Annotated in this window: 24 protein-coding genes and 1 riboswitch; of the genes, 9 read left to right on the top strand and 15 right to left on the bottom strand. The window is 62.9% G+C overall.

Translation table 11 applies throughout. The features are described 5' to 3' along the window. Positions 1–31 precede the first annotated feature (31 nt). Genes AC1ECK_RS30915 through AC1ECK_RS30950 form a run of 8 tightly spaced genes read left to right on the top strand, consistent with a single transcriptional unit; the run spans position 32 to position 7537 of the window. Complete coding sequence (locus AC1ECK_RS30915; protein ID WP_480326090.1) at positions 32–805, top strand: SDR family NAD(P)-dependent oxidoreductase; 774 nt, start codon at positions 32–34, stop codon at positions 803–805. Beyond that, positions 796–1725, top strand: coding sequence for an MBL fold metallo-hydrolase (locus AC1ECK_RS30920; protein ID WP_480326092.1), 930 nt, complete (start codon positions 796–798; stop codon positions 1723–1725). The genes AC1ECK_RS30915 and AC1ECK_RS30920 overlap by 10 nt, the downstream gene beginning before the upstream one ends. Beyond that, positions 1722–2471, top strand: coding sequence for an electron transfer flavoprotein subunit beta/FixA family protein (locus AC1ECK_RS30925; protein ID WP_480326094.1), 750 nt, complete (start codon positions 1722–1724; stop codon positions 2469–2471). The genes AC1ECK_RS30920 and AC1ECK_RS30925 overlap by 4 nt, the downstream gene beginning before the upstream one ends. A 13-nt stretch (positions 2472–2484) precedes the next feature. Further along, the gene (locus tag AC1ECK_RS30930) at positions 2485–3432 is read left to right on the top strand and encodes an electron transfer flavoprotein subunit alpha/FixB family protein (protein ID WP_480326096.1); all 948 of its coding nucleotides are present in this window, start codon (positions 2485–2487) and stop codon (positions 3430–3432) included. 49 nt (positions 3433–3481) lie between these two features. Then, positions 3482–4987: a xylulokinase gene (locus AC1ECK_RS30935; protein ID WP_480326098.1), complete on the top strand. Its 1506-nt coding sequence runs from the start codon at positions 3482–3484 to the stop codon at positions 4985–4987. Continuing rightward, the gene (locus AC1ECK_RS30940; protein WP_480326100.1) at positions 4984–5649 is read left to right on the top strand and encodes an HAD family hydrolase; all 666 of its coding nucleotides are present in this window, start codon (positions 4984–4986) and stop codon (positions 5647–5649) included. The genes AC1ECK_RS30935 and AC1ECK_RS30940 overlap by 4 nt, the downstream gene beginning before the upstream one ends. 6 nt (positions 5650–5655) lie before the next feature. Continuing rightward, entirely contained in the window at positions 5656–6747 is a 1092-nt protein-coding gene (locus AC1ECK_RS30945; protein ID WP_480326102.1) for a glycerol dehydrogenase, read from the top strand. A gap of 19 nt (positions 6748–6766) precedes the next feature. Then, positions 6767–7537: an SDR family NAD(P)-dependent oxidoreductase gene (locus tag AC1ECK_RS30950; RefSeq protein WP_480326104.1), complete on the top strand. Its 771-nt coding sequence runs from the start codon at positions 6767–6769 to the stop codon at positions 7535–7537. A gap of 52 nt (positions 7538–7589) precedes the next feature. Here AC1ECK_RS30950 and AC1ECK_RS30955 read toward each other — a convergent pair whose 3' ends face one another. From AC1ECK_RS30955 to AC1ECK_RS30990, 8 genes are all read right to left on the bottom strand, one after another. Next, positions 7590–8378 (bottom strand): glucose 1-dehydrogenase, encoded by a 789-nt coding sequence (locus AC1ECK_RS30955; RefSeq protein ID WP_480326222.1) that lies wholly within the window; start codon positions 8376–8378, stop codon positions 7590–7592. A gap of 36 nt (positions 8379–8414) precedes the next feature. Next, positions 8415–9905: an FGGY family carbohydrate kinase gene (locus AC1ECK_RS30960; protein ID WP_480326106.1), complete on the bottom strand. Its 1491-nt coding sequence runs from the start codon at positions 9903–9905 to the stop codon at positions 8415–8417. A gap of 18 nt (positions 9906–9923) precedes the next feature. Continuing rightward, complete coding sequence (locus AC1ECK_RS30965) at positions 9924–11405, bottom strand: sugar ABC transporter ATP-binding protein (RefSeq protein WP_480326108.1); 1482 nt, start codon at positions 11403–11405, stop codon at positions 9924–9926. An 11-nt stretch (positions 11406–11416) separates the two neighbouring features. After that, a complete protein-coding gene (locus tag AC1ECK_RS30970; protein WP_480326110.1) occupies positions 11417–12358 on the bottom strand; it encodes a substrate-binding domain-containing protein in 942 nt (313 codons plus the stop codon). Positions 12359–12458: 100 nt separating this feature from the next. Continuing rightward, positions 12459–13487 carry an ABC transporter permease gene (locus AC1ECK_RS30975; protein WP_480326112.1) on the bottom strand — a complete coding sequence of 343 codons (1029 nt, stop codon included), beginning with the start codon at positions 13485–13487 and terminating at the stop codon, positions 12459–12461. 85 nt (positions 13488–13572) lie between these two features. After that, positions 13573–14370 (bottom strand): GolD/DthD family dehydrogenase, encoded by a 798-nt coding sequence (locus AC1ECK_RS30980; RefSeq protein WP_480326114.1) that lies wholly within the window; start codon positions 14368–14370, stop codon positions 13573–13575. Positions 14371–14433: 63 nt separating this feature from the next. After that, positions 14434–15408: a transketolase family protein gene (locus AC1ECK_RS30985; RefSeq protein WP_480326116.1), complete on the bottom strand. Its 975-nt coding sequence runs from the start codon at positions 15406–15408 to the stop codon at positions 14434–14436. Beyond that, positions 15401–16261, bottom strand: a complete 861-nt coding sequence (locus AC1ECK_RS30990; RefSeq protein WP_480326118.1) for a transketolase — start codon at positions 16259–16261, stop codon at positions 15401–15403. The genes AC1ECK_RS30985 and AC1ECK_RS30990 overlap by 8 nt, the downstream gene beginning before the upstream one ends. A 285-nt stretch (positions 16262–16546) precedes the next feature. Between AC1ECK_RS30990 and AC1ECK_RS30995 the strand changes: the two genes are divergently transcribed. Beyond that, positions 16547–17317, top strand: coding sequence for a DeoR/GlpR family DNA-binding transcription regulator (locus AC1ECK_RS30995; RefSeq protein ID WP_480326120.1), 771 nt, complete (start codon positions 16547–16549; stop codon positions 17315–17317). A 61-nt stretch (positions 17318–17378) separates the two neighbouring features. Here the strand turns inward: AC1ECK_RS30995 and AC1ECK_RS31000 are convergent, their stop codons facing one another. The 7 genes from AC1ECK_RS31000 to AC1ECK_RS31030 form a co-directional block, all read right to left on the bottom strand. After that, positions 17379–17897, bottom strand: coding sequence for a 6,7-dimethyl-8-ribityllumazine synthase (locus AC1ECK_RS31000; protein ID WP_480326122.1), 519 nt, complete (start codon positions 17895–17897; stop codon positions 17379–17381). A 69-nt stretch (positions 17898–17966) separates the two neighbouring features. Then, positions 17967–18123, bottom strand: a riboswitch (FMN riboswitch). A 151-nt stretch (positions 18124–18274) separates the two neighbouring features. Beyond that, on the bottom strand, positions 18275–19585 hold the full coding sequence (locus tag AC1ECK_RS31005; RefSeq protein ID WP_480326124.1) for an MFS transporter: 1311 nt from the start codon (positions 19583–19585) through the stop codon (positions 18275–18277). 148 nt (positions 19586–19733) lie between these two features. Beyond that, complete coding sequence (locus AC1ECK_RS31010; protein ID WP_480326126.1) at positions 19734–20630, bottom strand: type 2 periplasmic-binding domain-containing protein; 897 nt, start codon at positions 20628–20630, stop codon at positions 19734–19736. 27 nt (positions 20631–20657) lie between these two features. Beyond that, positions 20658–22208, bottom strand: coding sequence for an acetolactate synthase large subunit (locus tag AC1ECK_RS31015; RefSeq protein ID WP_480326128.1), 1551 nt, complete (start codon positions 22206–22208; stop codon positions 20658–20660). Beyond that, entirely contained in the window at positions 22209–23066 is an 858-nt protein-coding gene (locus AC1ECK_RS31020; RefSeq protein WP_480326130.1) for an HpcH/HpaI aldolase family protein, read from the bottom strand. Continuing rightward, on the bottom strand, positions 23063–23956 hold the full coding sequence (locus tag AC1ECK_RS31025) for an amidohydrolase family protein (protein ID WP_480326132.1): 894 nt from the start codon (positions 23954–23956) through the stop codon (positions 23063–23065). The genes AC1ECK_RS31020 and AC1ECK_RS31025 overlap by 4 nt, the downstream gene beginning before the upstream one ends. Positions 23957–24012: 56 nt before the next feature. Beyond that, a complete protein-coding gene (locus tag AC1ECK_RS31030; RefSeq protein WP_480326134.1) occupies positions 24013–25038 on the bottom strand; it encodes an amidohydrolase family protein in 1026 nt (341 codons plus the stop codon). Between the last annotated feature and the right edge of the window lie 67 nt (positions 25039–25105).

The raw sequence follows: 25105 nt of genomic DNA on the forward strand, positions 1-25105 counted from the left end.
CGTGGCCTAACACTTTCGAAGGATTCAACCGATGTATCTGGATAAATTCAGACTCTCCGACCGGATCGCTGTCGTCACGGGTGCGGCGCGCGGCATCGGCCTCGCCACGGCCGAAGCGCTGGCGGAGGCCGGCGCGACTGTCGTGCTAACCGACATGAATCGCGAATTGCTCGATGCGGCGGTCGCGAGGCTGTCGGCGCAAGGACACAGCGTCGAGGGTGAACTGCTCGACGTCACGGACCCGACCGCGGCGCAACGCGTGAGCGATGCAGTCGTGGCACGCCACGGCCGCGTGGACATCCTCGTCAACAACGCGGGCATTGCCATCTCGAATCATCCTGCCGAAGCGATGCCGGACGAGGTCTGGCAAAAAGTGATCGACGTGAACCTGAACGGCGTGTTCTGGTGTTGTCGCGCGTTCGGCAAGGGCATGCTCGAGCGTGGCAGCGGCAGCATCGTCAATGTGGGCTCGATGTCCGGTTTTATCGTCAACCGCCCCCAGGAACAGGCGAACTACAACGCGTCGAAGGCGGGCGTGCATCACCTGACACGCTCGCTTGCAGCGGAGTGGGGCGCGCGCGGGGTGCGCGTGAACGCAGTCGCACCGACCTACATCGACACCGAAATGAATCAGTACGTCTACGAGGACAAGGAAATGTTCCGCCACTGGGTCGGCGGTACGCCGATGAACCGTCTCGGACGTGTCGACGAAGTCGCATCGGTGATCCTCTTTCTTGCGAGCGACGCCGCGAGCCTGATGACCGGCTCGATCGTTCTCGCCGACGGCGGCTACGTATGCTGGTGAGCGCCGTGCCCCCGGTGGCCGTGCGCTCGCCTGCCCGCATCCGGGTCGAAACGTTCGGCGCCACGCTGGCGGAACGGCTTGCCGATCCGGAGCACGCGCCACGGCGCGGCGAAGTGGTGCTGTACTGGCTCGGACAAGCCGGCTTCCTGATCGACGCTGACGGGTTCAGGATGCTGATCGATCCGTACCTGTCGGACTCGCTTGCCGAAAAATACCGCGGGACGCATTTTCCGCATACGCGGATGATGGCCCCACCACTCGACCCCGCGGCGCTGGACAGGCTGGACCTCGTGTTATGCACGCACCGGCACACCGACCATATGGATCCGGGCACGCTTCAACCGATCGCGAGGCGCTTCCCGACGGTGAAATTTGTCGTGCCCGCGGCGTCGATGGACGAAGCGCTCAAGCGTAGCGGTGCCGGCATCGAGCGCCTGATTCCGGTGAATGCCGGTGAACGCGTCGAGGTGTTGCATGACTGCTTCGTCTCGCCAATCGCTTCGGCACACGAAACCGTCGACATGGACGCCAATAGTTGTTATCCGTGGCTCGGCTATGTGATCGACGTTGCCGCCGTGCGCCTCTATCACTCGGGCGATTGCGTGCCGTATGACGGCCTCACGGGCAATCTGGCGCAGCATGCGCCCGACGTTGCACTTCTGCCAGTGAACGGGCGCGATGCCGAACGCAGCGGAAACGGGGTACCCGGCAATTTCACGCTCGACGAGGCCGTCGAGGTGGCCAAGGCAGGCCGTGCCGGAAGCCTGATTGCCCACCATTACGGGCTTTTCGACTTCAACACGGTGCCTCCCGGGACCATCGATGCGCGGATCGTCCATGAGGCCGCCAACGGCTTTGAAATGTACCGCGCTCAGACCGGACATGCGTGGCGGGTAACCCATACGGGGAATGCAGGATGAAGGCTTTGGTAGCAGTGAAGCGCGTGGCCGACTATAACGTGAAGATCCGCGTGAAAGCGGACGGAACAGGAGTCGATCTGGCGAACATAAAGATGTCGATGAACCCCTTCGATGAAATCGCAGTGGAGCAAGCCGTGCGCCTGAAGGAGGCGGGCGTCGTCACCGAGGTGATCGCGGTCTCGGCTGGCGTGCCCCAATCGCAGGAGACACTGCGCACGGCACTGGCCATCGGCGCGGACAGGGCGATCCTGATCGAATCGGGCGAGGACCTGCAGCCGCTTGCCGTCGCAAAGCTGCTCAAGGCGATCGTAGAGCGCGAACAGCCGCAACTGGTTATGCTCGGCAAGCAGGCGATCGACGACGACGCGAACCAGACGGGACAGATGCTGGCGGCGCTGGCAGATCTGCCGCAGGCGACATTCGCCTCCAGCGTGACGATCGAAAACGGCCGCGCGACAGTCAAGCGGGAAGTCGACGGCGGCGTGGAGACACTGTCGCTGACGCTACCCACGGTGGTCACCGTCGATCTGCGCCTGAACGAGCCGCGTTATGTGACGCTGCCCAACATCATGAAGGCGAAGAAGAAGCCGCTCGAGACGCTCAAGCCGGAAGACCTCGCTGTCGATGTGACACCGCGCCTGAAAACGCTGAAGGTCGTCGAGCCGCCGAAGCGCACCGCGGGCATGAAGGTACCGGACGTAAAAGCGCTGGTCGAAAAACTGAAAACCGAAGCAAAGGTGCTGTGAAGGAAACGCACAAATGACAATTCTTGTAATTGCCGAACACGACAACGCATCGATCAAGGCCGCAACGCTCAGTGCCCTCACGGCCGCATCGCTGATTGCCATGTTTGCCGACACCGACGTCCATTTGCTCGTTGCGGGCTACGGCGCGCAAGAAGCGGCTGACCGGGCCACCGGCATACCGGGCCTGACCAAAGTGTTGCTCGCGGATGCGCCGCAGCTTGCCGACGGGCTGGCCGAGAATGTAGGTGCGACCGTCCTGCAGATTGCGAAGAACTACTCGCACATCCTGGCGCCTGCAACCGCTTATGGCAAGAACATCGCGCCGCGTATCGCAGCGAAGCTCGACGTCGCGCAGATCAGTGAGATTTCCGGGGTCAACTCGGCGGACACGTTTGAGCGTCCTATTTACGCGGGCAATGCAATTGCAACGGTTCAATCGGGCGATCCCGTCAAGGTCATCACCATCCGTACGACCGCTTTTGACGCGGCCGCAACGTCGGGCGGTAGCGCGGCGATCGAAAGAATCGAAGCGGCGCCGGATTCCGGCAAGTCCCGGTTCGTCAGCCGGGAGGTGACGAAGCTGGACCGTCCCGAACTCACTTCGGCGGGCATCGTTGTGTCCGGTGGTCGAGGCATCGGCAGCGGCGAACACTATAAAACAGTGCTCGAGCCGCTCGCGGACAGACTCGGCGCTGCACTCGGCGCATCCCGCGCCGCCGTGGATGCGGGATACGTGCCCAACGACTACCAGGTTGGACAGACGGGCAAGATCGTCGCGCCGCAACTCTATTTCGCGGTCGGAATCTCCGGAGCGATCCAGCATCTGGCGGGCATGAAGGATTCGAAGGTGATCGTCGCCATCAACAAGGATTCCGAAGCGCCGATTTTCGGTGTAGCCGACTACGGCCTCGTGGGCGATCTGTTCGCAATCGTGCCGGAACTGGTCGAGGCACTTGGCTGAAACGCCGCCCTGAACGGGCACCCAACCGCACAACTTCCAAGAAGAAATCATGGAGACGTTCTACCTGGCCATCGATGTGGGAACCGGCAGCGTGCGCGCCGCCCTCGTCGACTCGCGTGGCGCAATACGAAGTCTGGCCGCACATGAACATGAGCAGATCGTTCCCCGCTACGGGTGGTCGGAGCAGCGTCCGTTGGACTGGTGGACGGGCGCAGTCACCGCGATCCGCCAGGTGCTTCAGAACGTCCCCGATGCCGCCACGCGCATCGCAGCGGTGTGCGCATGTGGCCAGATGCATGGCACGGTCCTCATCGACGCAGACGGCGAACTGACGCGCGAAACCGTGCCGCTCTGGAACGACAAGCGCACGGCGCCGCAAGTCGCCGCTTTCCGCGCCCGGCACGACGCCGCGTCGTATCTCAGTCGCACGGCCAACCCGGCCACGCCGGCGTGGCCCGGTTTCAAGCTGCAGTGGATCAGGCAACACGAACCCGACGTCTACGAACGGGCCTCCACGGTGTTCATGCCGAAGGACTACGTGAATTTCCGGCTGACCGGCGAACGGGCCTGCGACTGGGCCGATGCGTCGACATCGTTCCTGATGGACCCCGTTTCCCGCACGTGGTCGCAAACCATGCTCGATGCGCTCGGACTCGACGGCGTCAAGCTGCCGCCGATCCGTTCCCCCCTCGACATACTCGGTACGGTCAGCGCGTCCGCAGCCGGCGCGACCGGATTGCGTGAAGGCACGCCCGTGCTGGTCGGCGGCGCCGACTACCCCGTCTCGGTGCTCGGCTCGGGTGTCCATGCACCCGGTCTCGGCTCCGATATCACCGGCACCTCCTCCATCATTACAGTGATCGCAGACACGCCGATGTTGCACCCGGAGGTGTCGAATCTCGTGACCTGCGAAGGCCTATGGGGACGCTTCATGCTGCTCGACTCGGGTGGCGACGCCATGCGCTGGGCCCGCAGGGCCTTCCACGAAAATACGCTCAGCTACGAGGCCGTTGCACACAAGGCGGCTGAAGCGCCCGTCGGATCCGATGGACTGTTTTTTCTGCCCTATCTGACCGGCGAACGGCTTGGCGAGCATTCGAATTCGCGCGCCCAGTTCTTCGGCATCACAGCGAAACATGGCCTCGCGCACTTGCACCGCGCGGTACTCGAAGGGGTCGCGTTCGGCGTGCGCCGGCATATTGGCCTGATCGAATCCGCGGGCGTGCGCATGGAACGTCTCGTTGCGGCGAGCGGCGGAGCGAAGGCTGCGTTGTGGCTCGACATCAAGGCCAGCATGTACCGCACGCCGATTCTCGTGCCGGCAGAAGTGGAATGTGGCGTGATCGGCTGCGCAATCCTCGCCGCCACGGCTCACGGTCAATTTGCGAGCCTTGGCGACGCGGTCAAGGCGTTCGTGCGCTTCGAGCGCGAAGTATTGCCCGACCCACGGGCAAGCGACACCTATGACCGCATGATGCCGCTCTTCGAACGGCTCTATACCCATTCTCAACAGTTTTACGACGAGCTGGATCGTCTCTCCGAGGCTAATGCATGACCCATTCCATCAAAGCTGTCCTCTGGGATATGGACGGCACCCTGGCCGACACCGAGGCGCTGCATCTCAGGACGCTGCTCGCCGCCCTGGCTCATCACGGCATCATGGCCGGCGACGAACTGCATCCGCTGATTTTCGGCAAGACCGGGTGGGAGGTTTACGCGCTGTGCCGCGAGCGCTTTGGCATCGACACCGGCTACGCGGAATGGTCGAAATATCGCGCGCAGCGCTATCTGAAAGAAGCGCCGGATATCGAGCCTCGCCCGGGCGCGCTCGAGGTGTATCACGCGGTCCGTGCAACCGGCACGGCGCAGGCCATCGTGTCGAACGCGTCCCGCATGCTGCTCGAAGCCAACCTTCTCGCACTCGGCCTGCAGGAGCCACAACTGGTTTCGGTCAGCGTCAACGACGTGCGACGTGGCAAGCCCGATCCCGAGGCCTACGAGCGCGCCGCCTATCTGTTAGGCGTCACGCCGGACGAAGCGGTGGTCGTGGAAGACAGTCCGACCGGCGCGAGTGCGGCGATCGCCGCCGGCATGCGTGTATTCGGATGGCCTGTCGACGACACCGCCGCGGCCCCCTTCCCGCCGGCCGCACGAATTGTTCGCTCGGCGAGCGAACTCGCCGCGGCGCTTGAAAACGATCTGATCTCTTCTCTATAGACCACTATGCTCAGAACCAGCATTTTCCCGTCACGGTATGTCCAGGGCGCCGGCGCGCTCGATTCCCTCGACACGGAATTGAGCCGCCTTGGCACGCGTGCGGCCTGCCTCGTCGATAGCAACGTCGCGGCACTGCTCGAACCTGCGCTTTCCAGGGCCGAACACGTGACGCTTCAGGTCCGCGCGGTGAACGCCACTTGCACTGAACGATCCGTGGCCGCGGCGGCGGAGTGGATACGCGAAAGCGGCGCAGACATCGTCGTCTCTTTCGGCGGCGGCAAAGTGGTCGACACGGGTCGCGCCGCAGCCGACGATCTGCGCCTGCCCTTCGCCTGCGTGCCGACCATTGCGGCTTCCGACGCGCCCTGCTCCGCACTCGCCGTGATCTACGATGAAGGCGGCCGCGTCGTACGCGACCGCTTTGTGCGGCGCAATCCGGATCTTGTGCTGCTCGATACCAGCCTGATCGTGCGTGCGCCCGTGCGTTTCTTTATCGCCGGAATCGGCGACGCGCTCGCCACCTTTTACGAAGCCGACGCTTGCAGGCGCGCGTACGCCCGCAACCTGTGCGGCGGACGTGGCACGGCGCTCGCGTTCGAAGCCGCCAGGCTTTGTCGCGACACGCTGTTCGCGCACGCGGTGCAGGCCGTCGACGACTGCAAGGCGCAGATCGTCACGCCCGATTTCGACGCAACTCTCGAGGCCACGGTGCTGCTTTCCGGCATCGGCTTCGAATCAGGCGGCGTAGCGGCCGCACACGCTATCCATCATGGGCTGGCGGACCTGCCTTCGTCACACAGCCTGTTGCATGGGGAGAAGGTCGCCATCGGCGTACTGGCCTCGTTGTTCCTGTCGGCAGTCCCCGACGACGAACGACAGCGCGTGTTCCAGTTCTGCCGTGCAGTCGGCTTACCGACACGCCTTCGCGACGTGAACGTCGACATCGACGACGAAGCCGCGCTCGCGACGGTCGCGAAACGCGCCTGCCGTACCGGCGAGATCATCCACAACGAGCCGTATCCGGTCGACGCACCGCTGGTGGTTGCGGCACTGAAGTCGATGGACCGGTATTCGGCACGGCTCGACAACGCATCTTGAACGAGGAGCGACAAACAACATGGCACATGAATCTGCAAAACAGGAAGTCGACGCATTTCGACCAGGTTTGTTCGACGGCAAGACCGTCCTCGTTTCCGGCGCTTCGAGCGGGATAGGGCTCGCCATTGCGCAGGGTTTTTCCGCTCTCGGCGCCCAGGTCATCGCAACAGGGAGCTCGCCGGCGAAGCTCGACGCCTTGCGCGCCGATCGCACGCTCGAAGGGATCCGCTTCGAGCAGCTCGACGTGCGCAATGTCGATGACATCAATGCCTTCGTCGGCGATCTCAAGGAACTGGATGTGCTGGTGAACGCCGCGGGCGTCGCACGGCCGGCCGATGAGTTTCTCGACGACGTGTTCCGCGAAGTCATCGATGTGAATCTCACGGCAGCGATGCGTTTTTCGATGGCTTCCCGCGCCGCTCTCGAACGCTCGAGGGGCTCCATCCTCAACATAGCCTCTATGCTCAGCTACATCGCCGATGTGGAGGTGCCTGCCTATTGCGCGAGCAAGACGGGCATACTCGGCCTGACACGCGCGCTCGCGCATACATTCGGCATAGCCGGCGTACGTGTCAATGCGATCGCACCGGGCTACCACCGGACCAATATGACCCGGGCATTGTGGGAAGTCCCCGCGAGCGCCAACAAGATCGCAGCACGCAGCGCACTCAAACGCTGGGGCGAAGTGGACGACCTCGTCGGCGCTTCGTTATTTCTGGCTTCCCCCGCAGCGTCGTTCATCACAGGCGTGACGCTGCCGGTCGACGGCGGATACGTAACCGGCGTCTGAAAACCGACCGTCGAGCGATCGATTCGATCAGAGTGCGTCTATGCCGCGAATCTCACGACATGAACATCCCACCATCGACATTGACGGTCTGCCCGGTGATATAAGACGCGTCATCGGAGGCGAGAAAGGTCACCAACCCCGCGACATCGGCCCCCGTGCCGGCCCGGCCCATCGGAATGTTTTTCACCCACTCCGCCATCAGTTCGCCGGGCTTATAGTCGCCGAGCAGTTTGCCCCACGCTTCATCGTTATAGGCCCACATGTCCGTCGTAATAATGCCGGGACAAAACGCGTTCACCGTGATGCCGGTCGGCGCCAGTTCCTTCGCGAGACTCTGCGTGATACCCAGTACGCCAAACTTGCTCGCCGCGTAATGCGGCGTGTACACAAACCCCTGGCGCGCCTGGCCGGACGCGGTATTGATCAGACGCCCCGCCTTGCCTGCACGCAGCATGCGACCCGCAGCTTCCTGGCAGCACAGGAACACCCCTTTGGTGTTGACCGCGAGCACTCTGTCCCAATCGGCCTCGGACAGATCCGGCAGTTTCGCAATGGTGATGACGCCTGCATTCTGGATCGACACGTCCACTTCGCCGAGTTTCGCGGCCACCTCCTCGTAGAGCGCCTTGACCTGGGCCTTGTCGGTCACGTCGGTCTCGATCGCAAGCGCGTCAAACCCCGAGTCGCGCAATTGCGCCGCGGCGTCGAAGACGCTTTTCTCGTTCGCCGACACGCAAACCTTCGCGCCTTCACGTGCAAAACGCTCGGCGATACCTAAACCGATGCCCCGGCTGCCGCCGGTGACCACCACAACCTTGTTCTCAAAACGGCGGATTTCCATGCTCACGATTGCTCCATCTCCAGATGTTGTCCATGCCTAAAGCCGCGCGATCCAGCGCAGCCATTGCTCGTGATTACGCGCCGCCTGTTCCCTGCCTGGGCCGGGCTCCGCGCGCCGCAACACGGTGCGTTCGCTGCGATTCGCGTCGAGATCGCCGATCAGGCCCAGTTGCAGCGATGCAAGCGCCGCCGCGCCGGCCGCGGAGATTTCGGTCATCTCCAGCGTACTGACCGGACGGTTCAGCGTATCGGCGAGGTACTGCAACAGGAACGGCCGCTGCACGAGGCCGCCGTCAAGGAACAGTTCGACCAGTTGCAGTTGCGCCGCCTGCTCCATCACGGTAATGACGTCCTTGATCTGATAAACGATCGACTCGTACGCGGCGCGTGCAATGTGTTGCCACGAACTCGAAAAATTCAGCCCGACGATCTGTGCACCACCCGGATACTTCCAGTGCGGACAGCCGATCCCCGCAAACGCCGGAATCAGATACACGCCGCCGTTTTCGAAATCGCAAAAGGCCTGCTCGGCGGCCGCAAAATCGTCGAACAGGCCGAGTTGCTCCTTCAGCCAGGCAGGGGTCGATCCCGCGCTGATGACGATGCCCTCGATCGCGTAATCGACGCGCCCAGCGGCGCCGAAGCACAGTGTCGAGACCAGCCCGCTCGCCGCGGTCTGAGGCGCTGCACCCACGTTCATCATCAGCGATGAGCCGGTGCCCAGCGTCGCTTTCGCGAGCCCTGGCCGCAAGCACCCCTCGCCTACCGCAGCCGCGTGCGAATCGCCGATCATCGAAACAATCGGCAACGGCTGCTTGAGCAGTCCGCCGAAGTCCGTCACGCCAAAATCCGCTGTCGAAGGTCTCACATCGGGCAAGCGCAGACCACTCAAACCGAATTCGTCGAGTAGCGCGCGGTCCCATTCGAGCGTATGCAGGTTGAACAGCATCGTGCGCGAGGCGTTCGTATAGTCCGTCAAATACGACGCGCCTCCTGTCAGGCGGAACAGCAGCCAGCTATCGACGGTACCGAAGCGCGCAGTTTCTGCGTCGAGCGCCGCACGCACGCGTGCGTCGTTTTCGTAGAGCCAGATCAGCTTGGTTGCGGAGAAGTACGGGTCGATCAGCAAGCCCGTCGTTTCGGCAATGCGTTCGGCCATGCCCTGCTCCCGCAGCCTCTCGCAGATTCCCAGTGAGCGCTGGCATTGCCACGACACCGCGGGCACGAGCGGCTGCCCTGCTGCGTCCCACAGCACGACCGTCTCGCGCTGGTTGGAGATCGCCACGCCGGCCAGTTGCGCCGGATCGCCGTCGAAGCGTTCCAGACACTGTGCCGTCGCACTCAACACCGACTCGTAGAGCGCTTGCGGATCCTGCTCGACAAAGCCCGGACGCGGGTGTGCGCTCTGCAGCGCGGTGAATCCTCTTGAATGAACCTTGCCTCGGGCGTCGAAGATCAGTGCCTTCGTCCCGCTGGTTCCCTGATCGATCGCGAGAATCCGTCCCGGATCTGCCTGCTTATGCTTCATTGCGCTTCGTTCCTATCGTCAGGCGGTCGCAAGTTCCATCACGCGGACGCTGTTGGCTTCATGGCGTGCGAGCACGCCCTGGCACACGCCGCGGGCCAATACCATCAAGCGGTGCGACAACCCTAAAACCTCCTCGAGATCGGAGCTGACCACGACCACCGCGACGCCGCGCGCGGCAAGCGTCGCGATCACCTCATAGATCGCAGCACGCGCACCGACATCGATGCCTCGGGTGGGTTCGTCGAGAATCACGACTTTCGGATCGCGCGCCAGCCACTTGGCGATCACCACCTTCTGCTGATTGCCGCCCGAGAGGCTTCCAGCACGTTGCTGCGCGCGGCCTTTGACACCCAGCCTGGAGATCAGCCCATCCGCGAATTCACGCACCTGCTGGGGACGCAACCAGCCCTTGCGGCCGAAGCGATCGAGACTGCCGTATGCCAGGTTGTCTTCGATCGAGTGAGCGAGCACGACGCCTTGCGCCTTGCGGTCCTCGGGAACGAGCACGAGTCCCGCTCGAATGGCATCGGCGGGACCGTTCAGGCGCAGCACCCGGCCCTCGACCGAGACGCTGCCGCTCGACACCGGATCGACGCCTGCAATCGCGCGCACCAGTTCGGTTCGTCCCGCGCCGACGATTCCGGCGATCCCGAAGATCTCGCCGGCCCGCACCGCAAAGGAAATGTCCTGGAACGCGCCTTGCGCCGACGTCAGCGACTGCACGGCCAGCAGCGCTTCGGGCTTGGGTTCGGCCAGCGCCGGGAAAAGCCGTTCGACCTTGCGGCCCACCATCTGCTCAATCAACGTCTTGACAGGGACATCGGCGGTTTCATGCGTCGCGATCAGCCTGCCGTCGCGCATCACGACAATGCGGTCGGCCACGCGGGCAATCTCTTCGAGCCGGTGGCTGATATAGATGAACGAGACACCTTGCGCCTTGAGCCTGGCAATCTGCTCGAAGAGCCGGTCGGTTTCCGCGCCGCCGAGCGCGGCGGTGGGCTCGTCGAGAATCAGAAGGCGCGCGTCCAACGTGAGCGCCTTGGCGATTTCAACCTGCTGCTGCGCCGCGACGCGCAGCGTGCGCACCAGACGTTTGGCCGACACATCGAGGCCGAGACGATGCAACTGTTCTTCGGCGCGGCGGATCATCCCGGCACGGTCGACCTTGCCATACGCCATCGGCAGGCGGCCGACAAACACATTCTCGGCAATCGACAGATCCAGTAGCAGCCGTGTTTCCTGATGGATCAGGCCGATCCCGCTGGCGAGTGCATCGCGCGGCGATTGCGGCGCATACGGCTTGCCTTGCCAGTGCATGTCAGTGCCGGCATCGGGCTGCAACGCACCGGCAATGATGGACGAGAGTGTCGATTTGCCCGCGCCGTTCTCGCCCAGCAACGCGACAACCGTCCCGGGCGGCACATCGAGATCGATCCCGCCCAGCACGATGTTGCGATTGAACGTCTTGCCCGCACCGCGCACAATCAGTCCGGCATGCATCGCGTCCGCCTTTAAGGATGGTTGGCAATAAACGGCCCGACGTTTTCCCTGGTCGTCAAGGTAGCAGGCAGCAACTGTTGCGCGGGCACCTTCTTTTTCGCCAGCAGTTCGAGCGCAGAGTCGACGGCCATGCGACCCATGCGCTGCGTCTGCTGGGTCATCGTGACATCGATTACGCCGTCACGCACCGCCTTCAGGCCGGCCTGATCGCCATCAAAGCCGGCGATCAATACCTTGTGCCCCAGGTTCGATACCTTGACGGCCTGCGCGGCGCCCAGCGCCATGGCATCTGCGTGGCCGAAGATCACGTCGATATTCGGGTTCTTCTGCAACATGTCCTGGGCGACCGAGAAGCCTTTGTCCTGCGCCCAGTCAGCCGGCTGGCGCGCCACCACCGTAATACCGGTGTCCTTGCCGATGGCCTTCGAGAAGCCCTTTTCGCGGGCCAGTTCAGGTGTCGTACCCAGTTGACCCTGGAGTTCCGCGAGCGTCGCGTGCCCCTTGGTTTGCTTGATGATCCAGTTGCCGAGCTGCTCGGCCGCGGCTTCGCTATCGGTTGCGATGAAGGTATCGCCCGGCGCATCGGGGGCGTTGCGATCCACCGCAATCACCGGCACCCCTGCGGCTTTGGCGGCCCGCACCGGCACGCCGGCTGCCGTCGCGCCTGCGGGGATATAGATCAGCGCGTCGATGTTGCGGGTCAGCAGGTCCTGGATCTGATTGACCTGGGTCGCCGCATCGCCCTTCGCATCGACCGTAATGACGGTGACGCCCTTCTGCTTGCCATACGCTTCCACCGACTGCTTGATCTGGTTGAAGAAGTCCGCCTGCAGATTCGCGACCGCGAGGCCGATGGTCTTCGTACCCTCGGCAAACGCACTGGGGCTGGCAAGGCCGATACTCAACGCCCCCGCGAGGGCGACGAACGAAGCAAGGGCAGTACGTCGATTCATGATTGTCTCCTGGTTGTTTTTAGAACAAAGCATCTGGGTAATGAATGGTTAGTTCACCGCATGACCGATACGCGCCGAACGTCTGGCGGCCATTGCGTCTTCAGGCATTGCGGCGCCTGAGCGTATCGACTCCCACCGCAAGCACGATCACCATGCCGATCACGATCTGCTGGATGAACGGCGACACGCCAATCAGATTGAGACCGTTGCGCAACACGCCGATCGTCAGCACGCCGACGACCGTGCCGACGATCGTCCCCGTGCCGCCGGCGAGACTGGCTCCGCCGATCACGACGGCTGCGATGGTGTCGAGTTCGTAACCGGTGCCGGCGCTGGGTTGCGACGAGTCGAGCCGGCTCGCCAGCACCACGGCCGCCAGCCCCGCAAGCGCGCCGCACAGCGTATAGACCGCAAGCGTCACCGCCCGCACCTTGATGCCCGCGAGGCGCGCAACTTCCGCGCTGCCGCCGATCGCATACAGCGAGCGGCCCGACGTGCGGTACTTGAGCACGACGAAACCGATCACGATCAACGCAACGAACAATGCAACGGTAGCCGAGAGAAAGCCGAAATGCCGGTCGATGGAGAGCGCCGTGAACCAGTCCGGATAGCCGACGATCTGCTCGCCGTCGGTAATCACGTTGGCAAGACCGCGCGCCACCGACATCATCGCCAGCGTCGCGATAAACGCCGGCAGCCGCATGAAGACGATCAGCAGGCCGGACGCGAGGCCGCACAGCGCGCTGACTGCAATGCTGAGCGGAATCGCAATGGCGAACGGCAGGCCGGCGTGATTCGCGAGCCAGCCCATCACCATCATGCCGAGTGCGAGCACCGACCCAACCGACAGGTCGATCCCGCCGATAATGATCACAGCGGTCATACCGAGCGCCATGATGCCGAGCACGGTGATCTGGTCGAGCACGTTGAGCAGGTTGCGCACGGACAGGAACGACGACGTCATCAGCGACATCGCCGCGCATAGCAGCGCCAGACTGATCAGCGGACCCTGCTCGAGCAGCAGATCGAGCCAGACGCGCCGCGTGGAAGGCGCCGTCCGGAGCCCCGGATTGGACTGCCCCGCCGGCGCCTCGGAGAGACCGACGCGGGTTTCGATGGGCTTGTTCACGAATCGTCTCCTTCTCGTGCGGAACGTGCGAATGGTGCGGAACGTGCGGATAACGCCGCTGACGGAACCCGTATGAGCGCAGCCATCAGCAGATCGTGTAGCCGCCGTCGATCATCAGGTCGGCGCCCGTGATCATGTCCGCGCCGTTGGAGGCAAGAAACACGATCGCCGCGGCGATCTCGTCCGTATAAGCGAAGCGGCCGGCGGGAATCAGCTCCTTCATGCGTTCGCCCTTCGCCCCCTCCCAGGCCGCGGCGCCCATCGGGGTCAGCACGACAGTCGGCGAGACCGTATTCACGGTGATGCCGCGCTTGCTCCACTCCTTCGCCATCACCTTGGTCATGCCGATCAGCCCGGCTTTCGCCGAGGTGTACGCGCAGTGCTGGTCGATCGCCACGGTCGCGGCCTGCGACGCGATGTTGATGATCTTCGCCTTATGTCCGCGCGCAAACACATGCCGCGCAAAATGCTTCGAGCACAGGAACGGCCCCGTGAGATTCACGTCGATCTGCCTGCGCCATTCGTCGAGCGTGATGTCTTCGGCCGGCGTCAACGTGATCGTGCCCGCCGCGTTGACGAGCAGATGCAGCGCGCCGAAGTGCTGCGCCGCGGCGGCGATGGCGGCGGCGACATCGTCTTCATTGCCCACGTCGCAGGGAAACGCCGCCGCATGCGCGGCGCCGAGCGTTTCGAGCGCCGCACTCACCTTGTCCTGCTCGAAACGCGGATACAGAATCGCGATACGTGCGCCTTTGCCGATCAGTGCTTCGTTGGTCGCCATTGCGATGCCGCCGAGCCCACCGGTCACGACCGCCACTTTGCCGTCAAGGCGAAAATCGAAGTCGACGCCGTGCCGCAGCGACATGTCGTACTGAGTTGCCATTTTTGTCTCCTGAATTCGGTGTATTCAGATCGCCTTGCCGTTCGATCTGTGCGCGCCGGCTTCTCAAGCGGCAGCGACGGATGTGTTGACCAGCTCGAGCACGGCGCGCTCGATCCCTTGCGCGTCGATCCCGTAGTACTTGCGAATGCCGGCGCGAGTGCCATAGTGCGCGAACTCCCCTTCTGTCACCCCCAGCATGCGCAGGCGCCGCGCAAGACCGCGCCGCGCCAGTTGCACGGCAACCAGCGCGCCGATGCCGCCATGCAGCGAATGCTCTTCGACGGTCACGATCGCATCGTGTGCGGCGAGAATCTCCGCGAGCCTGGCGGTATCGAGCGGCCGGATCGACGACAGATTGATCAGCGTCGGGGCAATGCCGTGCGCGTCGAGCGCCTCGCAGGCCGCGAACGCCTCGCCGACGACCGAGCCGAGCGCGACGATTGCGACGCTCCCGCCACGTGCGTCGCCCAGGCCCTGCCGCACCACGTCGGGCTGGCCCGCCTCGAACACATGCGTGGCTTCGTGCAGCACCGGAAACTTCGCGTTGTCGAGCCGGATATACACCGGGCCATCGACGCTCGCGGCATAGCGGACAATCTGCGCGGCTTCGAGCGCGTCGCACGGCGCAAAAATCTGCACGTTGCCCAGTCCGCACATGATCGAGATGTCGTCGATCGCGTGATGGGTCGACGCCAGCGGGCCATACGCGACACCTGCGTTCAGGCCCAGCATCTTGACATTCGTGCTGCTGTAGCAAATATCGTTCTTGACCTGTTCGTTGGCCCGCGCCACCAGGAACGGCGCGGCATTCGCGGTAAACACGATGTGCCCGCCGAGCGCCATCCCCGCCGCCATCCCAACCATGTTCTGCTCGGCGATGCCGACATTGACGACCCGGTCGCCATAGCGCTTCTGGAACGCGCCGATCTTCGAGGTCGAGGTCGAATCGCTGACCATCACGATCACGTCTGCGCCCGCGTCGGCCAGCTCGAACAGAGCGCTGACGACGCCGTCGCGCAAATCCGCCGCTTCATGCATGGTCCAGCTCCTTCAATGCGAGGATGAGTTCGTCTTCATTCGGGTACTTGTGGTGCCACGCGGCAACGTTCTCCATGAACGACACACCGCGGCCCTTGATCGTCTGGGCAATCACAGCCTTGGGCCTGCCATTTTTGAAATCAAGGCTTTCAAGCAGTTTCGACAGGCCGACCGGATCATTGCCGTCGGTTTCGAATACTTCCATGCCGAAGGCCGCCAGTTTCTCCGCCAGCGGTTCCAGATCCATGATGCTTTTGGTCGTGTCGGCGAGTTGCAGATGATTGCGGTCGACGATGACGACAAGATTGTCGAGACGGAAATGGCTGGCCGCCATCAGCGCCTCCCAGTTCGATCCTTCTTCCAGCTCGCCGTCGCCGGTCAGCACGAACACGCGCCCGGCGTCGCCACCGGCAGCGCGGCGCTGCTTGGCGAGCGCGAGTCCTCCGGCAATCGGCAAGCCGTGACCGAGCGCGCCGGTGTTGACCGTGACGAATTCCGGCAGTTTCTGCCGCACGGGATGGCCCGGCAGACGCGAATCGTCGCGCAGATAGGTCGACAGTTCAGCGGCCGGCAGCCAGCCCAGTTCGCTAAAGCAGCAATACAACCCGCCCACGCCATGCCCTTTGCTCAAGACGAACTGGTCGTGCCAGACGAGCGGATCGAGCCGGTAGCGCATCACGCGGAAATAGAGCGCCACGAGGATGTCCACTTCGGACATGTCGCCGCCCGTGTGACCACTCCTGGCTGTCGCATTCATCACGCAGATCTTCTTGCGGATCTCGCGGGCATGGGCCCGCAAGGCGGCATCGGCAAGGGTGTGCGGATTTTCCATGATGTTTCTTTTGGTTTGCATTTGAATTGCTTTTAGTTTCGTTTTGCAACGCCTCTCCGTCAAGTTGTTTCTGTTGATTTCTAACCAGGGATTACCCAGGCGCCATCGCCAGTCCGTATGAAACGGGCACGTTGCCTTGCTGGCAAGCCCAGAGATACGATCCGGGCGAGCACCAGGGACGCCGCAGGGACTTTCCAAAGAGAAAGTCGAGCTATAATCAAAGGAAATCAAATGCGATGGCAATTCCAACCAGGGCGGTCAGAAGCGGCTCAAAGTCGGCCTGCCACGCGTACAGGGAAGGTAGAGATGGATCAGAAAACTCGCTGGGAAAGCATTTACGCGCACGTGCGGGACACGAAGACCGCGAAGCTATCCGATCTGGCCCGGACATTCGACGTATCGATGCCGACCATCCGCAAGGACGTGGATGCCCTGGAACGAGACGGCCTGGTCGAGCGCGTGCACGGCCTTGTGCGTCTGAAAACGCTGTCGTATATGTTCGACGGCACGGGCATGAGCCATCTGCAACCCACCGCCGCGAAGGTGTGGATCGGCGCCAAAGCGGCGAGCCTCGTGGCAAGCGGCGATTCGGTGATTCTCGACTGCGGCGCGACCACCACCGAGCTGGCGAAGAATCTGGTCGGCCATCAGCACCTGCGCATCGTGACGAACGCGTTGAACATCGCCATGATGCTCGGCAACGATCCGACGAACCGCGTGATGCTGACCGGCGGGCAGTTCAAGCCGGAGACGATTGCCGTATCGGGTGAAAAAGCGTCGGCGTTCTTTGAAGGCATGTTCGTCGACAAGCTCTTTCTGGCCGCCGGCGGTGTCTCAAAGGACGTCGGCATTTCCTATCCGGACTTCATCGATCTGCACGTAAAACACGGCATGATCGGTGCGGCAAGGCACGTCTATCTGCTGGCCGATTCGCAGAAATTCGGGCGGCGCGAGTTTGCGACGTTCGGCGCCATGGACCGCGTGCATACGGTCGTGACCGACCGCGGCCTCTCGCAGGATTACGTGGATTGGCTCGCGGGCAAAGGCATCGAAATCATCTTTGCCGACGACCACTAGGTCGCAGCGAAAAGTAAAAGCGCGCCGCCGGCGCTGTTGAAGCGCCGGCTTTATCGATGCGTCAGGCAGCCTGGGCCACCGATGCAGCCGCACCCGAACGCGCCGCATCGTGCAGCGCCGCGATCCTGGCGATCGTGTCGACGCATGCGCGCGCCGCTTCCGCGCCCTTCACGACGAAATGCTCGCGGAAGAACTGCACATGTTCGCTAGAGCCGTGAAAGTGATGCGGTGTCAGCACCGCTGAAAGTACCGGCGTTTCGGTTTCGAGCTGCACCTGCATCAGCCCTGAGATCACGGCTTGGGCGACGAACTCATGACGGTAGATGCCGCCGTCGACAACCAGTCCGGCGCCGACCACCGCCGCATATAGACCGCTTTTCGCGAGGATTTTTGCCTGCAGCGGGATTTCGAACGCACCGGCGACTTCGAAGAAATCGCAATCCGCTTCGGCATATCCGGCGCGCGCAAGCTCCGCGACGAACGAGGTCCGGCACTGGTCGACGATGTCTTTATGCCAGCAGGCCTGGATGAAGGCGATGCGACGAGCGGGTGAGGCGGACTGAGGATAGCTAGGGGCCACTTGGCAATCTCCTGTGTGAAAGTAAAAAGGGCGCACAGGGGCCAAGTCGCGCGTAAGCGCGAACAGCATCCCCGCTCTCTCTCATCCGGACTATGACCGTCGGCCCCGGAATCACACCGGGTCTGCTGACCTTGCCGCATCCAAAGACGCGGCAAGCGCTCGCGGGCTACGCGTCTGTGACGCGATTACCGCCGGTGGGGAATTGCACCCCGCCCAGAGAACGTGTGCGGCACTGAGTGCCGCAGCCGGGAATCTATCACGATCCGGTTTTGCGTGTGAACTGGCTCAAAATCCTGGGGCAGTGCCGCTGTAACGGCGAAGAGTCGGTGGCGCGACCCGCCGCACGGGCTGATTTCTTTAGAACGATGAGAACCGTACTAATGTCCGGGGGAACCCGCCGCCAGTTCCTCTGCCGCCCCCCGTTCAGTTCCGCGACCATTAACTTTCGGCGCCCATTTCCGCCGCAGTAACACGACCGCACTGGCCGCCCCCAGCATGAGAAACCCGAAAATGGCCAGCATGGGTAGCGTGTAACTGCCACTCAAATGGAGCAGCCAGCCCGACAGGCTAGCCGAGATCCCGCCTGCCAGACTGGTCGCTACCTGCTGCAAGCCCGTGTTCAGACCGACTGCCGGCTTGGGGATCAGGGTGAGTTTGACCAGCGCCAGGTTATTTGCCGTCACGAGGCCCAGCAGCGACAGTGACATCACATTCCAGAACAAGGCCATTTGCGGCGAGCGCGCATAGGCTCCAAGCAAGACGGTCGTGCCACCCACAAACCCTGCCACGATAAAGGACTTGCGCACGACCACAGCATCGTGGCCACGCGCGATCAGCCGGTCTGCCGCCCATCCCGCAAGCACCGCCACGATCGCAATGCCGGCGAAGCTTACGAAGGTATAGAGCCCTGACTGCTTCAGCGAAAGACCACGCTGTTCGACCAGATAGGCCGGCATCCAGGTCATGCAGTAAAACGAAAAATAGCTGTAGCAGAAATTGGTGATTAATCCGCCCCATACCACCGGGCTCGACAACAGATTGCCAAGCGGCACCGAGGCCGCCCGTTCCTTCGCAACTATGAGCTCAGCGCCGGACGGGAAATCGTTCCGCAGCATCCGCAACCAGGGTATCAGCCAGATCAGCCCGACGAGGCCAGTGGCAATGAACATCACCTTCCATGAACTCGTGACGATCAGCCAGGCCGCAATCGGTGCACCCAGCGCCGGTCCCATCTTGCCGCCGATCGAATAAATCCCGAGCGCCGTGCCTTTCTGGGTTTCCTTGAAGTTATTGGCGAGGTAACGGTATGTTGCGGGAACCACTACGGCTTCAGCGGCGCCAATCATCAGGCGCACGAGGATCAACGCGGAGAGCGTGCCGACCATGCCCGTGGCGGCTGCCGCCACGCACCAAAGCGCAAAGCAGATTGCGTAAGGCCATTTGACGCCGTAGCGATCAACCAGCCAGCCCATCGGCAACTGAAGCAAAGCGTAGGACCAGAAGACGGCAGAGCCGAGCCAGCCTCGCTCGACATGCGTCAGCGCAAATTCATGCACGAAATGGTGATCCGCGAGCGCTGCCGACATGCTCGCGCGATCCACAAACGAGATCATCAACCCGAGCGCAAGCAGCACGAGAATGCTCCAGCGATTCTCGCGGGACGGCCGGCTCAGTCGAGTTGTCTCCATCCGTTCATCTCCGTTATTATTCTCTCCGTTTCCGAGCGCTCTTCTGCGCTTCGCTTTTATCTTCGCATAATGGTGAGGTGATTGCCGGAGCCACCTCCAAGCGCGGTGGGTTCAACCCCGGTGGCCCTCACTCACCATCTTTCATCACTCACCCGAGGCTGCCGGTCACGTCGTCGAACAGCTCGTCGACAGATAGCCGCCGCGCGATGATCTTCTGATCCAGCGCCCAGTCGATGGCGAGCTGGATGCCCTTGCGGTTCGCTTCCAGCCCGATCGGCGGAAACACGGCCGGCACGCCGCCTTCGGTCAGCGCGCGGCTTTCGACGATCATCCGGTACAGCTCGCGGACCACTTCCGGGTGCTGCTTCGACACGTCCTGATGCACGACGAACATGTGGTTGATCGGCACCACGCCTTCGCGCGCAAACCAGTCTTTGGCTGCGGCCTGCGCATCGGGAACAAGCGTGCGCACCCGCGGGTCTTTCGGCATGTCTTCACCGAGCAGTGCTGCACTCAGCGCACCTTCGAGCATCATCTGCGGGATCGACGAACCGGCGGGCAGGCGCTCGCAGTTGCCCGGATCGCTGTACTCGGCGAGGTGGCCGTCGCCGAGCGTCATCCACGTGACCTTGTCGAGATCGACATCGTATTCGTGACGCAGGATACCGCGGATCCACAGCGCCGTGGTTTGCGTATAGGTGCGCACGCCCACTCTCTTGCCTTCGATGTCCTTCGGGTCCAGATGGCCGAAGTCGATGTTGTAGCCCGCGCAATGATGCTGGAAGCGGCCCGAGATCGGCGTCGGCAGCAGCACGTAGGGTTTGCCATAGGCCTTGGCCTGCAGGAACGTCACGATCGCCAGTTCGCCCGCATCGAACCTGTTTTCGCGGACCATCGCCTTGAAGCCGTTATGTGCCGGGGTCGGGCCGCAATAGTCGAGCTTGACGAGGTCCGAGCTCACGCGTCCGTCCTTCATCGCTTTGGTGACCGGATAGTCCGCCAGATTGGTGCGCAATACGGGCACCTCAGTGATCGTCGATGTCATGGTGTCTTTCCTTACCCTTGAATAGATTTACAGCCTGACCTCGATCAGACTCGGCCCCGGTTCGCGGGTCGAGTCGACCATGGCCTTATGGAAGCCCTCTGCGGTATCGACGGCCACGGCGGGCACGCCCATGCTCTTCGCCATCGCGAGCCAGTCGATCCGCGGACGATCGATGTCGATCATCGACAACGCGCGCTCGCCCGGCGTGCCGGCGCCCATGTTGGCGTACTCGGCCTTGAGGATTGCGTAGCTGTTGTTGGCGAAGATGATCGTCGTGATGTTCAGGTTCTCGCGAGCCTGGGTCCACAGCGACTGGATCGTGTACATCGCGCTGCCGTCGCCGACCATGCAGAACACGCGCCGGTCCGGACAGGCCAGCGCGGCACCCGTTGCCACCGGCGTCGCGTAGCCGATCGAGCCGCCCATGTTGTTGATCAGATCGTGCGGCGCCGCATCCCTGGTGTAGCCCATCGTCTCGCGGCCGGTGGTCAACGACTCGTCCACGAGAATGCAGTCCTCCGGCAACGCAGCAGCCAGCGCATACGCGATGCTGAGCGGATTGAGCGCACCAGTCGGCACGGGCGTCTCGATGCGCTCCTGCTTCCGTGCGGTGCTGATTGCGCCGAGCGCACCCAGCGCGTCCAGCAGCATGTCGAACGCGAGTGCGCTGTCTTCGTCCGCTTCAACGAGCGTATGCACCAGCGTGCCTTCCTGCTTCAGCAGGCTCGGCTTGTCAGGATAGCTGAAGAAAGCGACTGGCTCGACGGTCTCAACCGTGACGATATGCCTGAAGTCCTTGAGGAATTCACGGGCAAGCGGCACTGCATACGGAATCCGCTCGATGGGCACACGTCCTGCGCCGCGTTCGATGCGCGCGGAGAAGAACTGTGAGCCCAGCCGCGCGCCCGTTGCCGCTGCGACCTTGCCTGCACGTTCCAGCGCAGCGCCACGCGTCGCCTTGTTGGCGAGAATGATCAGCGTGGGTTCGCCTGAGCGCAGCACACGCGCCACGTGTTCGATCCGCGCTGCATCCGGCGCCTTGCGCGAAGTTTCTGTGCGCGGCGGAACGATCGGCGCGCCCGCCTGTTGCCACGACGTATTGCCCGGAAGAATCAGCGTCGCGATCTGGCCGGGGTGTTCGGACGCCTTCGCCACCGCCCTCGACGCATCCCACGCAATCGTGTCCGCCGATTCCGCGCGGCGAACCCAATGGCTCAGCGGACGTGCGATGGCTTCGATGTCCGAGCTCAGCGGCGGATCGTACTTGAGGTGCGAGGCTGAATGTTCGCCGATGATGTTGACCATCCCCGACGACGCACGCTTCGCGTTATGGATGTTCGCCAGCCCGTTTGCCAAACCCGGCCCGAGGTGGAGCAAGGTGGAGGCCGGCTTGTCCTTCATCCGATACCAGCCGTCCGCCGCACCCGTCGCCACCCCTTCGAAGAGACACAGCACGCTGCGCATCTTCGGGTTTTCGAGTGCCGCCAGAAAGTGCATTTCCGACGTGCCGGGGTTGGCAAAGCAGATGTCGACGCCCTGATCGACCAATGTCGCAACCAGGCTTTCAGCTCCGTTCATTCAATACCCCGCCATCTCGCGCGCCATGCCGACCACTCCGTAGCTCTTCAGCGGAGCCGAGATCAGGAAACGATAACCTTCGTCGAGCAGACGCTTGTGGTTCTTCGCGTTGACGTGCGGATTGCCGACCACCACGTTGTGCTTGTGACACGTCTCGACGATCTGACGCATTGCATCGACTACCACCGGGTGCTCGTACTGACGCGGATAGCCGAGTTGCTGACTGAGGTCGCCTTCACCGATCAGGATGAAGCCGATGCCCGGCACATTCGCAAGAATGTCGTCGAGGTTTTCGATCGCCTCGGTGCTTTCGCACATCAGGCCCACGAGGATTTCTCCTTCGGGTGCGAGCGGCCACACGTCGGCCTTCCGGTAGTAGTCGGCCATACTCAAGCCCCAGTAGCGCGCCGCATTGGCGGGCCCATCGCCACGGATGCCCTTCGGTTCATACAGCGGTGCATCCTTGGGCCGGGCATAGCGGCACGATGCGACGGCGTTATAAGCCTGCTCCACCGTCGACACGTGCGGCCAGATCACGCCATAGGCGCCGCGATCGAGCACCTGTTTCGCAAACGACTGGTTCATCTCAGCACCGTTGGCCGGGATACGGGCAATCGGCGTGACGCGCGGCGCCACCGAACCGGACTCGGCGATCTGCTTGCGGCTAAGCATGTATTGCAGCGCGTCGCCCAGTGCCGTCACGTCGTACGGGTTGTGTTCCATCTCGAAGATGAGCCCGTCATACGGCGCGTCGCTCATCTCGATGGCGTTCTGCTTGTCCAGTTTGGAAAACGCTGCGAACGCGGGCTTGCCCGATTCCAACGCGCGAATGATGCTGTTAAGGCGGGTATCGCTCATGCCAGTTCTCTCTTGTCCTTGAACACTGAATCTCGTCCGGAACCCAATGCCGGATACAGTTTCTGCGCAGTCTTGCCGAAGACCCACGCGCGGTCTTCTTCGCTCAGGCATGCCAGCCCTGCCTGAGCGGTGGCGAGAATCTCTGCGAGCGTGCCCGGCGAGGTGGGATAGTTCGATCCCCATGCCATCCGTTGCGCACCAAACGCTTCCACCACACGCGGGAAGAACGTCCCGGCGCTCGCCTTCTCCTTCTTCACGTCGCCGAAGATGCGCGGCGTCAGCTTCAGATAGATGTTCCCGAACGGCGCCAGGTCGAACAGGCTCCTTGCGGCTGCATACGGTACACCGTCCGCCACTTCCGGCCGGCCCAGGTGATCGAGGATGATCGCAACCGTCGGGAAGCGTTTCGCGAGCGCCGTGACTTGCGGCAGACCGATCGGCCCCGTCTGGATGCACATCGGCAGGCCGAGTTCGCCGCACAGTTCCCACGCCGGGAACGAACGCGGATCGTCGAGTTCGCTCGGGTCGAATTCTTTCGTGCTGCCGCCCGTGAACAGACGCAGACCGGCAAGGCCCTGAACCACCCATTCGCGGATACGCTGCGGCGCGTCCGGCTGGAGCACGTCGACCGAACCGACTGCGACCAGGCGGTCCGCATACTTCGCGCAACCGTCCACCACGTAGCTGTTGTCGAAGCCGTAGGTGGTCGACGAATGCACCACAGCGGCCCTGGCCACGCCCGCGGCGTCCATCGACCCGATCAGCGTCTCGACCGTGGTCGGACGTTCCTTCGACCAGTCCGAACGCTTGCCGAACAGGGGCGCCGGCGGATAGCGGTTCTCGTCGTCGGAGATGATGTGTGGGTGAATATCAACAATTGGGGAAGTCATGAGTGTCTCAGTGCCTGTCTCTATACTTGATTCATTGCATTCGGCCGGCGCCGACCTCAGTTGCCACGCGCTTTCAGGCGCGCATCGAGCCGCGGATACACGCGCCGTGCATTGCCTTCAAAGATCTTGTAGCGGTCTTCGTCGGTGAGCGCCGTGCACGCGTCGATGTAGCGCTTCGTGTCGTCGAAATACTGGCCCGTTGCCGGATCCTTGCCACGCACCGCGCCGATCATCTCCGACCCGAACAGCACGTTGTCGGCAGGAATGACCCTGGTGAGCAGCTCGACACCCGGCTTGTGATAGACGCAGGAGTCGAAGAAGATGTTATCCAGCAGCCCTTCGAGCGGGCGGTCGCACATTTCGAGCGACATGCCCCGATAACGCCCCCAGTGATAGGGAACCGCGCCGCCACCGTGTGGGATCACAAAACGCAGCGTCGGAAAGTCCTTGAAAACGTTGCCTTGCAGAAGTTGCATGAACACCGAGGTGTCGGCGTTCAGGTAGTGCGCCCCCGTGCCGTGGAAGCACGGGTTGCACGAAGCCGCCACGTGGATCATCGCGGGTACATCCAGATCGACGAGCGCTTCGTAAAGCGGATACCACTCGCGATCGGTCATCGGCTTGCCGGTCCAGTAGCCGCCGCTCGGATCGGGGTTCAGGTTGCAGCCCACAAAACCCAGTTGTTCGACGCAGCGCCGCAGCTCCGGGATCGAGTTGGCAGGCGCGACACCCGGCGATTGCGGCAACTGGCACACCGGCGCGAAGTTGTCCGGATAGAGTTCGGTGACGCGGTACACGAGGTCGTTCGATACCCCGGCCCATTCCAGGCTCGTGCGTTCGTTGCCCAGATGGTGGCTCATCAGGCCCGCGATCGGCGAGAACAGTGTGAGGTCGCTGCCGCGCTCCCTTTGCAGCCTGAGCTGGCCGTTGCCGATCGCTTCGTGGATTTCGTCGTCGCTCACATGAGCGTCGTCGGGCGAAGGTGCGTTGGCCGGATCGTTCGCGAACTCGACCTGCCTGGCACGCCAGGCGCGGAAGGAAGCGGGGACGGTCGTGAAGTGACCGTGGCAATCGATAATCATGTTGTCTCCATCGGGCCGCAGCAAGGCACGTCAGGCCTTACTCCAGTCCCGTGCAAGAAAAATTGCG

Source organism: Paraburkholderia sp. SSBN10T (genome assembly GCF_056619545.1).

What these genes read in the sequence shown, in the direction of transcription:
- AC1ECK_RS30915 (WP_480326090.1), top strand. Translation starts at nt 32, where the DNA reads ATGTATCTGGATAAATTCAGACTCTCCGACCGGATCGCTGTCGTCACG.
- AC1ECK_RS30920 (WP_480326092.1), top strand. Translation starts at nt 796, where the DNA reads ATGCTGGTGAGCGCCGTGCCCCCGGTGGCCGTGCGCTCGCCTGCCCGC.
- AC1ECK_RS30925 (WP_480326094.1), top strand. Translation starts at nt 1,722, where the DNA reads ATGAAGGCTTTGGTAGCAGTGAAGCGCGTGGCCGACTATAACGTGAAG.
- AC1ECK_RS30930 (WP_480326096.1), top strand. Translation starts at nt 2,485, where the DNA reads ATGACAATTCTTGTAATTGCCGAACACGACAACGCATCGATCAAGGCC.
- AC1ECK_RS30935 (WP_480326098.1), top strand. Translation starts at nt 3,482, where the DNA reads ATGGAGACGTTCTACCTGGCCATCGATGTGGGAACCGGCAGCGTGCGC.
- AC1ECK_RS30940 (WP_480326100.1), top strand. Translation starts at nt 4,984, where the DNA reads ATGACCCATTCCATCAAAGCTGTCCTCTGGGATATGGACGGCACCCTG.
- AC1ECK_RS30945 (WP_480326102.1), top strand. Translation starts at nt 5,656, where the DNA reads ATGCTCAGAACCAGCATTTTCCCGTCACGGTATGTCCAGGGCGCCGGC.
- AC1ECK_RS30950 (WP_480326104.1), top strand. Translation starts at nt 6,767, where the DNA reads ATGGCACATGAATCTGCAAAACAGGAAGTCGACGCATTTCGACCAGGT.
- AC1ECK_RS30955 (WP_480326222.1), bottom strand. Translation starts at nt 8,378, where the DNA reads ATGGAAATCCGCCGTTTTGAGAACAAGGTTGTGGTGGTCACCGGCGGC.
- AC1ECK_RS30960 (WP_480326106.1), bottom strand. Translation starts at nt 9,905, where the DNA reads ATGAAGCATAAGCAGGCAGATCCGGGACGGATTCTCGCGATCGATCAG.
- AC1ECK_RS30965 (WP_480326108.1), bottom strand. Translation starts at nt 11,405, where the DNA reads ATGCATGCCGGACTGATTGTGCGCGGTGCGGGCAAGACGTTCAATCGC.
- AC1ECK_RS30970 (WP_480326110.1), bottom strand. Translation starts at nt 12,358, where the DNA reads ATGAATCGACGTACTGCCCTTGCTTCGTTCGTCGCCCTCGCGGGGGCG.
- AC1ECK_RS30980 (WP_480326114.1), bottom strand. Translation starts at nt 14,370, where the DNA reads ATGGCAACTCAGTACGACATGTCGCTGCGGCACGGCGTCGACTTCGAT.
- AC1ECK_RS30985 (WP_480326116.1), bottom strand. Translation starts at nt 15,408, where the DNA reads ATGCATGAAGCGGCGGATTTGCGCGACGGCGTCGTCAGCGCTCTGTTC.
- AC1ECK_RS30990 (WP_480326118.1), bottom strand. Translation starts at nt 16,261, where the DNA reads ATGCAAACCAAAAGAAACATCATGGAAAATCCGCACACCCTTGCCGAT.
- AC1ECK_RS30995 (WP_480326120.1), top strand. Translation starts at nt 16,547, where the DNA reads ATGGATCAGAAAACTCGCTGGGAAAGCATTTACGCGCACGTGCGGGAC.
- AC1ECK_RS31005 (WP_480326124.1), bottom strand. Translation starts at nt 19,585, where the DNA reads ATGGAGACAACTCGACTGAGCCGGCCGTCCCGCGAGAATCGCTGGAGC.
- AC1ECK_RS31010 (WP_480326126.1), bottom strand. Translation starts at nt 20,630, where the DNA reads ATGACATCGACGATCACTGAGGTGCCCGTATTGCGCACCAATCTGGCG.
- AC1ECK_RS31015 (WP_480326128.1), bottom strand. Translation starts at nt 22,208, where the DNA reads ATGAACGGAGCTGAAAGCCTGGTTGCGACATTGGTCGATCAGGGCGTC.
- AC1ECK_RS31020 (WP_480326130.1), bottom strand. Translation starts at nt 23,066, where the DNA reads ATGAGCGATACCCGCCTTAACAGCATCATTCGCGCGTTGGAATCGGGC.
- AC1ECK_RS31025 (WP_480326132.1), bottom strand. Translation starts at nt 23,956, where the DNA reads ATGACTTCCCCAATTGTTGATATTCACCCACACATCATCTCCGACGAC.
- AC1ECK_RS31030 (WP_480326134.1), bottom strand. Translation starts at nt 25,038, where the DNA reads ATGATTATCGATTGCCACGGTCACTTCACGACCGTCCCCGCTTCCTTC.